Raw genomic sequence first — 11,792 nt, forward strand, 5'->3', positions numbered from 1 at the left:
CAACCACAAACGCCATGAGCACCAAAGAAGACAACTTTCTCCAGCCACTCCGCGCGACCTTCCAGGTCAAAGCCACGGAGCATGAGCAGGCGATCGCAGCAGGTTTTCAGCCACGTGGAAAGCCGAAAAAAAAATGGAGGTCGGTGCCATGAAATGGAATGTCGGAACCAAGATGGGTGCAGGGTTTGGCCTGGCGATGGTTTTTTTTGTGATCGTCGGGGCGGTTTCCTATCGCAGCACAACGCAATTGATCGAGGCATCGGACTTGCGCCAGCACACCTACGAAGTGCTGAGTCGACTCGCGGAGATGGAATTGCTGTCGGCAGACATGCAAAATGGCTTGCGGGGCTACGTCATCACCGGGGAAGAAAAATACCTGGAACCGTATCAAACTGCGGTGGGAAAAATTGACAAAATCCTCCAGGAAGCCCGGAAATTGACCGAGGACAACCTGCGTGAGCAGCGACGCCTGGACGCGCTCGAACCGCTCGTCAAAAGTCGGATCGACCTCGCCAGGGAAACGATCGATGCCATACGGACCAAGGGAGAGGCGGCGGGCGTCGAACTCATCAAGACAGGCAAGGGCCGGACGCTCACGAGTGAAATTCGCAAGGTCATCGACGAGATGGAGCGCGAAGAAAAGGATTTGCTCAAACAACGCGCGGAGGCCGCGCAAAACGATGCCGACAACGCGAAACAGATCATCGTGTTGGGCACCCTCGCCGCCCTGGTGTTCGCGGCGCTGGCCGGATTCGTCATCACACGCAACATCGCCCGGCCTCTCCAGGACCTCACGGCTGTCGCGGAACGGATCACTTTGGGCGACCTGAGCGTCAATGTGCCGGTTGATGATACCCGCAGCGACGAGGTGGGAGCGCTGGCACGGACGTTTGATCGCATGGTGCAGTCTCTGCGTGCGATGGCGAGCGCAGCCGAGCAGATCGCCGCCGGTGATCTGCGCTCGACCATCAAGCCTCAATCCCCCGATGACGTATTGGGCACCGCCTTTGCGCGGATGTCGGAGAGTCTTCGCGAGCAAATTCGTGGCTTGGCTGAAGGAGCGAACGTGCTGGGCTCGGCCGCCAGTGAAATCGTTGCCTCGACCACCCAGCTCGCCGCCAGCGCCAGCCAGTCGGCCGCGGCGGTGAGCGAGACCACCACGACGGTCGAAGAGGTTCGGCAAACCGCGCAGGTGGCCAGCCAGAAGGCCAAGCAGGTGTCCGACAGCGCGCAGAAGGCGGCACAGAGCTCCCAGAGCGGACGCAAGTCCACCGAGGACGTTGCGGCCGGGATGAATCGCATCCGGCTGCAGATGGAAGCCATTGCCGCCAGCATGGCGCGACTGTCCGAGCAGAGCCAGGCCATAGGCCGGATCATGGCCACCGTCGAGGACCTCGCTGCGCAATCCAACCTGCTGGCAGTCAACGCGGCCATCGAGGCCGCCAGGGCCGGCGAGCATGGCAAGGGCTTTGGCGTGGTAGCGCAGGAAGTCAAGAGCCTGGCGGAGCAGTCGCGCCAGGCGACCAACCAGGTACGCACCATCCTGGGGGACATCCAGAAGGCAACGATTGCGGCGGTGCTGGCGACCGAGCAAGGCAACAAGGCGGTGGAGGCGGGGAGCCGGCAGAGCGAAGTGGCAGGTGCATCGATCCAGGCGCTGGCTGGCAGTGTGACGGAGGCGGCGCAGGCGGCCACGCAGATCGCGGCGTCGAGCCAGCAGCAACTGGTGGGGGTGGACCAGGTGGCCGGCGCGATGGAGAGCATCAGGCAGGCGAGCACGCAGAACGTAGCCGGCGCCAGGCAGTTGGAGGTTGCGGCGCGCAACCTGGACGAACTCGGCCAGCGGCTCAAGCAGATGGTCGCGCTCTACACGGTGTGAGCGCGCAAGAGGAATCCCATGCAGGGAGGCGCTGCTTATAGAACTGGACTGTCGGGACGAAGGGCGCCGAGAGGGCTGCGTGCAAGCTGCACCAGTTGGGCCAAAAAGCTCAAGCGGCTAGCGTAAAGGTAAAGACCGGGGAGATGCGTACGTAGGGGACGGTTTAATTTCCAAATGCCACTACAAGGAGATACGAGATGACTGAGAACCCAGGAACATCTTTCAGCAAGAAGCCCTTGCTTTACGCGATGGCAGGCGTACACATGCCCAATTACCTGAATTACGTCTCCCTCGACGCGCTCAAGGCAGTGTCGCCGGCGGCGGTAACGGTCATTCATTGAGGACGCCAAAATGAAGATTTCAACCAGACTCAGTCTTGCCGGAATATTCTCCGTTGGAGTCGTTGCGGTCATCGGCTTCGTGCTGCTGTCCGCAACGCATCAGGTGAGGCAAGAACTCACCAAGAACGAGACAGCCGGCGAAATTCTCAATGCAGCTACCGCCGTCAGATACCTCACACTGGAGTATGTGGCGAGTCATGAGGATCGCGTGCGTGCCCAATGGGAACTGAGGCACGCATCGCTATCGAAGCTGCTCGCGGGCGCGACGGAATTCACCGGCCAGGAGGAACAGTCCATCATAGAAGACCTCCGTCACACGCATCAAGGTGTCAACACCCTGTTCACCGAGCTCGCCGCGAACCAGCAAAACAGGGAAGCAGAGAAGGGGAAAGGCGCGATCCTCAAAGACCTGGAGAGCCGGTTGACCGGCCAGATCATGAACAAGGCTCAGGCCATGATTTCCGGCGCGCTAAGCCTTTCCGACCGAAGCCGGACGGGGGTCCTGGATGCGCAACAACGGACAAGCGCCGCGGTAGTGACGTTCGGCGGTGTCGTCGTGTTTGTCATTGCGGCGACGCTGTTTCTGGCGCTTGGAAGCGTGACCCGGCCGCTTGAGAAGCTGCGCGAAGGCATTGCAATCGTGGGTGCAGGCAATCTGGATCACCGGCTCGCCATCACTGCGAAGGACGAAATAGGGAGTCTGTCGCGCGCGTTCGACGAGATGACGGAAAAGTTGAAGGCGACAACTGTATCGCGTGACGAACTGGGGCAAGGCAACGCAGTCTTGCAGGCCGAAGTCGCCGAGCGCAAGCGGGTAGAAGAGAACCTTCGCCTGTTGATGCAGGAAACGCAGGAAATAGTGAATGTGCTTTCCTCTTTCTCCAGCGAAATCGTTGCCTCGACCACTCAACTTGCCGCCAGCGCCAGCCAGTCGGCTGCGGCGGTGACCGAGACCACCACCACGGTGGAGGAGGTTCGGCAAACGGCGCAGGTGGCCAGCCAGAAGGCCAGGCTGGTGTCCGACAGCGCGCAGAAAGCGGCACAGAGCTCCCAGAACGGGCGCAAGTCCACCGAGGATGTGGGTGCCGGCATGACCAGGATCCGTCAGCAGATGGAGGCGATTGCCGCCAGCATGACGCGACTGTCCGAGCAGAGCCGGGCGATCGGGCGGATCATGGCGAGCGTGGAAGACCTGGCCGCCCAGTCGAACCTGCTGGCCGTCAATGCCGCCATCGAGGCGGCCAGGGCGGGCGAGCACGGCAAGGGCTTTGGCGTGGTAGCGCAGGAAGTCAAAAGCCTGGCGGAGCAGTCGCGCCAGGCGACCACCCAGGTGCGTACCATCCTGGGGGACATCCAGAAGGCGACGATCGCGGCGGTGCTGGCGACCGAGCAAGGCAGCAAGGCGGTGGAGGCGGGGAGCCGGCAGACCGAAGTGGCGGGCGAGTCCATCCAGGCGCTGGCCGGCAGCGTGACGGAGGCGGTGCAGGCGGCCACGCAGATTGCGGCGTCGAGCCAGCAGCAACTGGCGGGGGTGGACCAGGTGGCGGGCGCGATGGAGAGCATCAGGCAGGCGAGCACGCAAAACGTGGCAAGCGCCAGGCAGTTGGAGGTTGCGGCGCGCAACCTGGATGAGCTGGGCCAGCGGCTCAAGCAGATGGCTGAGCGCTACAAGGTGTAATCAAAAAGGTCGTCATGAGCACCAAGGAAGACAACTTTCTCCTGCAACTCCGCGCGACCTTCAAGGTCGAAGCCGAAGAGCATCTGCAGACGATCGCGGACGGTTTGCTGGAGCTGGAAAGCACGCCTTCCGCGCAGGCCAAAGGCCAGATCGTGGAGACGGTGTTCCGCGCCGCGCACAGTCTGAAGGGGGCGGCACGGGCGGTGGGTTTCTCCGAGATCGAGTTGCTGTGCCAGTCGATGGAAGACGTGTTTGCCAGCTGGAAGCGACAGGAAAGCCTGCCGTCGCCCGATGCACTCGACACACTGCATCGCGTACTCGATGCCATCGCCTCGGCGCAGGCCGCGCCCGTCGGTTCCGACGGCACCGGTGACCAGCCCGCCTTGTCGTCGTTGCGCCAGGCCTTGCGCCAGTTGGGAATCGACTCCTCTTTGAGTCCCCGGGAGTCCGCTGCTACCGGGCTGTCGTCCAGCGCCGACGACGCAGCGATGGCACCGCCGGTGATCGAAGTTGCGAAGCCTGCTTTACCTTTACCGGTCGCGCCGGAAATCGGCCCCCAGGAAACAGTGCGCGTCACTGTCTCGAAACTGGAGGCGCGACTACTGGAGGCGGAGGAAATGCTCATGGCCAAACTGACCGTCGGCCAGCGGGTGACCGATTTGCGCGAACTGTCTGGCCGCTTTGACGCCTGGCGCAATGCCTGGGGGGAGGTTGAGCCGGAAGCACGCCAGTTGCGCCTGCTATCCGATCAGCCGGGCTCCCCGACACAGCGGCATTCCTCCGAGGGGCTGGCCCAGGTGCTGGATTTCTTTGACTGGAGCATGGACTACGTCAAAATCATGGAGAGCGAGGCCGTGGCACTGGAGCGGACGGCGCAGCACGACCGCTTTGCCATTGGCAAACTGGTGGATGACCTGCTGGAGGATTCGAAGCAACTGCTCATGTTGCCGTTTGCCTCGATTTCGGCATCGTTCCAGAGGCTGGTGCGCGATTTGTGCCGCGATCAGGGCAAGGAGGCTGAGCTCAAGATCTACGGCGAAAACACCGAGATCGACAAACGTATTCTGGAGGAGATGAAAGACCCGCTCATTCATTTGCTGCGCAACAGCCTGGATCATGGCATCGAAACCGCGGCCGAACGCAGGCGGCGCGGCAAACCATCGCGTGCGACGATCGAGCTGGCGGTGACCCAAATCAGCGGCAACAAAGTGCGGCTGATGCTGTCCGACAACGGCGCCGGCATCGATACCGGGAAGGTCAAAGCGTCGGCAATCAAGCTCGGGCTGATCTCGCCAGAAGAAGCGGCGCAGCTCAGCGAGCCTGAATCGCAGGCGCTGATTTTCCGCTCCGAAGTGTCTACCAGTCCGATCATCACGCAGCTGTCGGGCCGCGGACTGGGACTGGCCATCGTGCGGGAGAAAACCACCAAACTGGGCGGGGAGGTAACGGTTGACAGTCAGGCGGGCCTTGGAACCGTTTTCCAGATTGAATTGCCGGCGACGCGTGCAACCTTTCGCGGCATCCTGGTCAAAGCTGCCGGTCGGCTACTGGTGCTGCCGACCGCCCAGGTTGAGCGCGCCGCGCGCGCCACGCCCGACGACACCCGAACCGTCGAAGGGCGGGAGACCATCACGTTCGACGGGCGGGCTGTGTCCCTTGTGCGACTGGCCGACGTACTGGAATTGCCGTATGTTGAGCGCAAGGACATGTTCCCCAGCGGCATACCGGTACTCATTCTCGGCAGCGTCGACCAGCGTGTTGCATTCGCCGTGGACGAGGTTCTGGATGAGCAGGAAATTTTAGTCAAGCCGCTGCTCAAGCCCCTGTCACGCGTGCGCAACGTCGCCGCCGCCGCAGTCCTCAGTAACGGCAAGATCGCAACCATACTCAATGTGGACGACCTGCTTAAATCTGCCAGAAAGGTCGCCCGCACGGCACCACGGGCAGCCACGGGAACGAAGGCGGTAGAGGCCGGGATGGTACTCATCGCCGAGGACTCCATCACCTCCCGGATGCTACTCAAAAGTATCCTGGAATCCGCCGGCTACGACGTCAAAACAGCGGTGGACGGGATGGATGCGTTCACCCTGTTGCGCGCCGAAAAGTTCGACCTGCTTGTTTCCGATGTTGAAATGCCGCGGCTCAACGGCTTCGACCTGACGGCGAAGATACGCGCCGACAAAAGACTGGCCGAGCTTCCGGTGGTGCTGGTGACGGCGCTGGAAACGCGGGAGGACCGCGAGCGCGGCATCGACGCTGGCGCCAATGCGTATATTGTCAAGAGCAGCTTCGACCAGAGCAACCTGATCGAGGCAGTACGGCGGCTGATTTAACCGGGTGAACCTTTCATGACCGATGGCAAGATCAACGTACTGGTGGCGGAAGACTCGGCGATCGCACGCGTGCTTCTCGTGCGCCTGCTCGAATCGGATCCGCTGATTCGCGTTGTCGGCGCCGTCGGTGACGGCCAGGCGGCAATCGATTTCGTCAATCACAACAAGCCCGATGTCGTACTCATGGGCGTTCATATGCCACGGCTTGATGGTTTCGAGACGACGCGCCGCATCATGGAAACGCAGGCGGTGCCAATCATCATCTGCAGCGCCAGCAACAACGTCACCGATATCGCCGTGACGTTCCGCGCCATGGAAGCCGGAGCCATCGCCTGCATTGAAAAACCTTTTACTGGCGAGCAAGACGACTTCGAGGCGATGGCGGCGCACCTGCTGGAAACGGTCAAGCTGATGTCCGAGGTCAAGGTCGTGCGCCGCACGGCCCACAGGCGGCCGGCGCCATTGCCTTCAGCCTATCCTCCGGCCCCAGCCGCGCAGCGGCAGCGCGCTCCAGCGCAGATCAAACTCGTCGGCATCGGCGCGTCCACCGGTGGACCGCTGGCGCTGCAAACCATCCTCTCAGGTTTGCCAAAGGACTTTCCCGCGCCGGTGCTCGTCGTGCAGCACATTGCGCACGGTTTTCTGCCCGGAATGGCCGAGTGGCTGAACCAGACCACCACTTTGCAGATTCATATCGCCTCCTACGGTACAACCCCGCTGCCGGGTCATGTCTACCTGGCGCCGGACGATTTCCACATGGGCATCGGCACCGGTGGCAACATCATCCTGACCCGGGAGGCACCGGAGAATCACCTGCGGCCGGCCGTATCCTTCCTGTTCCGCTCGCTGGCAGAAACATACGGCCCGAACGCACTGGGCGTGTTGCTGACGGGCATGGGCAAGGACGGTGCCGAGGAACTGAAGGCGATGATGGCCAAAGGGGCTGTCACCATCGCACAAGACCAGGAAAGCTCGGTGGTGCATGGCATGCCGGGTGTTGCCATTGCCCTGGGCGCCGCCACACAGGTGTTACCGGCCGACAAGATCGCCGATGCGCTGATCGCGCTGGTCAGGCAAATTGATGGCGATGGCGATGGTCATGGTCATGGAATAGCGGGGGACTGAGACTATGAGTACAAGTACGCCATCGTCCGGTTCACCCGTGAAAATCCTGATCGTGGAAGACAGCCCCACCCAGGCCCAACAACTGCAGCATATCCTTGAACAGGAAGGCTACGAAGTTGGCATTGCCCGCAATGGCCGACTCGCGCTGAAAATGCTACCCCAGTTCCGGCCCGCACTGATCATCAGCGACGTGATCATGCCGGAAATGGACGGCTATGAGCTTTCCCGCCGAATCAAGACGCAGCCCGATCTTCGCAACATACCGGTCATCCTCGTCACCACCATGTCCGATCCGCAGGACGTGATCCGTGGACTGGAGTGCGGGGCTGATAACTTCGTCCTCAAGCCCTATGACGAGCGCTATATGCTGGCTCGTGTGCGTTATGTGCTCGTCAATCGGGAAATGCACCGGGAACAGGATATGGGCTTGGGGGTGGAAATCTACTTCAATGACCAGAGGCATTTCATCACTGCCGATCGTTTGCAGATCCTCAACCTCCTGCTGTCCACGTATGACGCCGCCATCCAGCGCAACAAGGACCTCACCCAAACCCAGGAATCATTGGGGCAGCGTTCGGCCGAGGTTGCGGCGGTGAACAGATTTCTCGATTCGGTGATCGAAACCATCCCCGACATGATTTTTGTCAAAGATGCAGCCGACCTGCGCTTTGTCAGATTCAACCGCGCCGGCGAAGAACTGCTGGGTTACTCCCGGGATGAGTTGGTTGGCAAAAATGACTATGACCTTTTCCCCGAGGCGGAGGCCGACGCCTTCACGTCCAAAGACCAGGAGGTGCTGACGCGCGGCATGGTGTTGGACATCCCGGAGGAGCCGATCCACACGCGCAATAAAGGCGACCGGATCCTGCATACCAAGAAAATCCCGATCTTCGACAGCAAGGGCCGGCCACTCTACCTGTTGGGGATCTCCCGAGATGTTACGGAAAAAAAGAAGCTGGAAGACGCACTGCGCAAGCGCAACGAGGAGCTCAGTAAAAGCCAGGAAGACCTGCAGTGGAGCAATTCCGAGTTGAACAAGTTGAGGCTCGCGCTGGAAGCGCGCGTGAACCAGAGAACCCAGCAGCTGACTGCGGTCGTTGAGGCGTTACGCGAGAGCGAGGCGCGTACCCGGCTCACGATTGACACGGCGCTGGATGCCGTGGTGGCCATGGATGCCCATGGACTTGTCAGGGAGTGGAATGCCCAGGCGGAAACCATTTTCGGCTGGAAGCGTGACGAGGCCATCGGCAAGCCGCTGGCTGGCCTTGTCATTCCGCGGCAACATCGTGAAGGCCATGCGCGCGGGTTGGAGCGTTTCCTGGCCACCAACGAGGGACCGATATTGAGCCAGCGCCTCGAACTTACAGCCTTACACCGGGAGGGTCGCGAGTTTCCGGTCGAACTATCCATTACCCCGATGCTGCTTCAGGGGGAGTGGACGTTCAGCGCGTTTTTGCGTGACATCACCGACCGCAAGCAGATGGAGGAACGAACCCTGAACCTGAACAGGGAGCTCGAGCAGCGCGTGGCGCAAAGGACGACCGAGCTCGTTGCCGCCCGGGAGGCAGCCGACACCGCCAACCGCGCCAAGAGCACTTTTCTGGCCACCATGAGCCACGAGATCAGGACGCCGATGAACGGCATGTTCGGCATGCTCGAACTCCTGGGCCTGACCGAGCTCGATACCGACCAACGCGCCACGCTTGCGATCGTGCGTGAATCGAGCCAGTCGCTGCTGTGCATCATTGACGACATCCTCGACTTTTCCAAGATTGAAGCAGGAAAGCTGACGGTTCGCCCCGAGGTCGCCTCGATCAAGGACGTTATTGAGCATGTAAGGAACATGTACGCCGGTAACGCCAGCGGCCGGGGCTTGCTGCTCAAGCACGGCACTGATCCGCAAATCAGCCCCGCGCTGATGTTTGATCCCTTGCGGCTGGGCCAAATACTCAACAATCTTGTCAGCAACGCCCTCAAATTCACCTCCCGCGGCTCGATCGAGATCAAGGCGGAACTCATAGCGCGAACCAACGGAGAAGACCAGGTGCGGTTTGTGGTGACCGACACCGGCATGGGCGTTTCCGCCGAGGATCAGCAGCGACTGTTTCAGCCCTTCACCCAGGGCGGGGGCGACACGGCGCGGTGGGCTGGTGGCACCGGACTGGGGCTCACGATCTGCCGGCGGCTAGCCGGGATGATGAATGGCACGGTCGAGATGGTGAGCGAGTTGGGCAAGGGCACGACCATGATCCTCACCTTGTCGCTGCCGATCGCCGACCCGAAGGAACTGGCGAAAATCAGACGGGCGCAGATGCAAGACTCGGCCCGGACCACCCACACGGCGCGTCGCGATGCGCCGACCGTTGCGCGCGCCGAGACGGAGGGAACGCTGGTACTGCTGGTGGATGACCATCCGGTCAATCGAATGCTCCTGATGCGGCAGGTGCATGTGCTGGGCTATGCCGCGGAGAGCGCAAAAAACGGTGTCGAAGCATTGGCCAAGTGGCAATCGCGCCGGTTCGGGATTGTCATCACCGACTGCAACATGCCGGAGATGAATGGCTATGACCTTGCGCGCAGCATTCGCGGGCTTGAGTCCGGTAACGAAGGCAAACACGTCCCGATCATCGCTTGTACGGCCAACGCACTAAGTGGCGAGGCCGAGAGCTGCTTTGCCGCCGGCATGGACGACTACCTTGTGAAACCGGTCGAGTTGTCCCAGCTACGGGAAAAGCTCGATCAATGGCTGCCGATTCCGGATGCCACCGTCATGCCGGAGGCGACATCCGGGACATCCAGCAAACACATGGCGGCAACGGCAGCGGCCGTCCCGGTCGACCGTTCGGTCATTGCCGAATTTTCGGGCGGCGACGCGTCAACCGAGCGCCACATATTCACAGAGTTTCGGAGCGCCAACGACGAAGATGCTGCCATGCTCAAGCGGGCCGTGGCAGCCAGTGATGGCGTGCAGATCACCCGCACCACCCACCGCATGCTGGGCGCCAGCAGGATGATCGGCGCGCGGGACTTTGCCAGAGTGTGCGAATCCATCGAGCACGCAAGCCGCACCAGTGACTGGGCGGCGGTCGAGGCTCACATGAGCGCGTTCCAGCACGAATTGCAACGCCTGAACGCCTATTTAGACGCTCTGTGAAGCGGGTGACCGGCAAAAACCCAAGAAAGGCCGCGGACGAAAGGATGTGAAATGTCGATCAACAACTTACATTTTCTGGTTGCCGAAGACCATGATTTCCAGCGCAGCACGGTGGTGAGGATGCTTGACGGCTTGGGCGCAAAGAGTGTCCATGAAGCGGCGGACGGCCATGACGCGTTGACCATCATCCGCGACCCCGATCGGCCCATCGATATCGTCATCTGCGACCTTGATATGCCGGGCATGGACGGCATGGAATTCATTCGCCGCCTGGGTGAGTGCGAGTCCCCGGTGTCGGTCATCATCGCCAGTGCGCTGGAGCGTAACCTGATCGCCTCGGTCGAGACCATGACAGAGGCCTACGGTATCCAGCTGCTGGGCGTTGTGGAAAAACCGCTCAACCCCGCAAAGCTGGGGCTGCTGATCGAACGCCATAAGGCAACACAGACCCGGCGGGACCAGCCTGGGACGACAGCTCCATCATTCACGCTGGAGGAGATCGTGGAAGGATTGAGGAACGATGAGTTCGAACCCTTTCTTCAACCCAAGGTCGAATTGGCCACCGGGAAAATCAAGGGGGCAGAAGCACTCGCGCGCTGGCGCCATCCTTATAGGGGTATCGTCGCCCCCCACGCGTTCATCGGCCGGCTCGAAGATAAGGGCATGATCGATACGCTCATGGAAGTCATGCTGAGAAAGTCAGCGGCACTGTGCAGGACCTGGCTCAGTGCCGGGCTGCAGGCCACCGTGTCGGTCAACCTGTCGCCCCAATCGCTGGGCGACGTGCACCTTGCCGACCGCGTGACGCAGCTTGTGCTCGACCAGGGGCTGGAGCCACGCCATATGGTCCTCGAGGTAACCGAGTCCGTGGCCACAACCAATGTAGGCAGAGCACTCGAGAACCTCGCGCGCCTGCGCATGAAGGGCTTCGGCTTGTCTATTGACGATTACGGCACCGGCTACGCCTCAATGCAGCAACTCACGCGAATCGCCTTTACCGAGCTCAAGATCGATCAATCCTTTGTGACAAACGCAACCAAGCAGGCATCGGCCAGGGTGGTCCTTGAATCGAGTCTCGACATCGCGAGGAAGCTCAACATCACAGCGGTAGCCGAAGGGGTTGAAACGCAGGCAGACTGGAATTTGCTGCGCCAGCTCGGCTGCGCCTTCGCACAGGGCTATTTCATCGCAAGGCCGATGGAGGCGGGGGCCTACCTCGATTGGGCTCGGGGTTGGAAACCGCCGGACCCGCAAGGTACTGTTTCCCCCAGCTAGCTGGTCA

The 11,792-nt window shown here is 61.3% G+C and carries 8 protein-coding genes; all 8 read left to right on the forward strand.

Annotated features, from left to right (window positions below; genetic code table 11):
• Positions 1-14: 14 nt before the first annotated feature.
• The 8 genes from BPRO_RS29580 (at position 15) to BPRO_RS12270 (ending at position 11,785) form a co-directional block, all read left to right on the forward strand.
• On the forward strand, positions 15-152 hold the full coding sequence (locus BPRO_RS29580; protein WP_157045789.1) for a hypothetical protein: 138 nt from the start codon (positions 15-17) through the stop codon (positions 150-152).
• On the forward strand, positions 149-1,879 hold the full coding sequence (locus tag BPRO_RS12245; protein WP_011483381.1) for a methyl-accepting chemotaxis protein: 1,731 nt from the start codon (positions 149-151) through the stop codon (positions 1,877-1,879). The genes BPRO_RS29580 and BPRO_RS12245 overlap by 4 nt, the downstream gene beginning before the upstream one ends.
• A 197-nt stretch (positions 1,880-2,076) precedes the next feature.
• Positions 2,077-2,220, forward strand: a complete 144-nt coding sequence (locus BPRO_RS29585) for a hypothetical protein (protein ID WP_157045790.1) — start codon at positions 2,077-2,079, stop codon at positions 2,218-2,220.
• Positions 2,221-2,230: 10 nt separating this feature from the next.
• A complete protein-coding gene (locus BPRO_RS12250; RefSeq protein WP_011483382.1) occupies positions 2,231-3,898 on the forward strand; it encodes a methyl-accepting chemotaxis protein in 1,668 nt (555 codons plus the stop codon).
• Between the two features lie 14 nt (positions 3,899-3,912).
• Positions 3,913-6,231, forward strand: a complete 2,319-nt coding sequence (locus tag BPRO_RS12255) for a hybrid sensor histidine kinase/response regulator (RefSeq protein ID WP_011483383.1) — start codon at positions 3,913-3,915, stop codon at positions 6,229-6,231.
• Between the two features lie 15 nt (positions 6,232-6,246).
• The gene (cheB, locus tag BPRO_RS12260; RefSeq protein WP_011483384.1) at positions 6,247-7,356 is read left to right on the forward strand and encodes a chemotaxis-specific protein-glutamate methyltransferase CheB; all 1,110 of its coding nucleotides are present in this window, start codon (positions 6,247-6,249) and stop codon (positions 7,354-7,356) included.
• Positions 7,357-7,408: 52 nt separating this feature from the next.
• Positions 7,409-10,510, forward strand: a complete 3,102-nt coding sequence (locus tag BPRO_RS28015; protein WP_232291529.1) for a response regulator — start codon at positions 7,409-7,411, stop codon at positions 10,508-10,510.
• Positions 10,511-10,561: 51 nt separating this feature from the next.
• Positions 10,562-11,785 (forward strand): EAL domain-containing response regulator, encoded by a 1,224-nt coding sequence (locus tag BPRO_RS12270; protein ID WP_011483386.1) that lies wholly within the window; start codon positions 10,562-10,564, stop codon positions 11,783-11,785.
• The last annotated feature ends 7 nt before the right edge of the window (positions 11,786-11,792 follow it).

The sequence above is a fragment of the Polaromonas sp. JS666 genome, from assembly GCF_000013865.1.
In the GTDB taxonomy this organism is placed as follows: domain Bacteria; phylum Pseudomonadota; class Gammaproteobacteria; order Burkholderiales; family Burkholderiaceae_C; genus Polaromonas.

Excerpts from the sequence above, each read along its gene's own strand:
- BPRO_RS29580 (WP_157045789.1), top strand. The coding sequence starts at position 15 with ATGAGCACCAAAGAAGACAACTTTCTCCAGCCACTCCGCGCGACCTTC.
- BPRO_RS12245 (WP_011483381.1), top strand. The coding sequence starts at position 149 with ATGAAATGGAATGTCGGAACCAAGATGGGTGCAGGGTTTGGCCTGGCG.
- BPRO_RS29585 (WP_157045790.1), top strand. The coding sequence starts at position 2,077 with ATGACTGAGAACCCAGGAACATCTTTCAGCAAGAAGCCCTTGCTTTAC.
- BPRO_RS12250 (WP_011483382.1), top strand. The coding sequence starts at position 2,231 with ATGAAGATTTCAACCAGACTCAGTCTTGCCGGAATATTCTCCGTTGGA.
- BPRO_RS12255 (WP_011483383.1), top strand. The coding sequence starts at position 3,913 with ATGAGCACCAAGGAAGACAACTTTCTCCTGCAACTCCGCGCGACCTTC.
- cheB (WP_011483384.1), top strand. The coding sequence starts at position 6,247 with ATGACCGATGGCAAGATCAACGTACTGGTGGCGGAAGACTCGGCGATC.
- BPRO_RS12270 (WP_011483386.1), top strand. The coding sequence starts at position 10,562 with ATGTCGATCAACAACTTACATTTTCTGGTTGCCGAAGACCATGATTTC.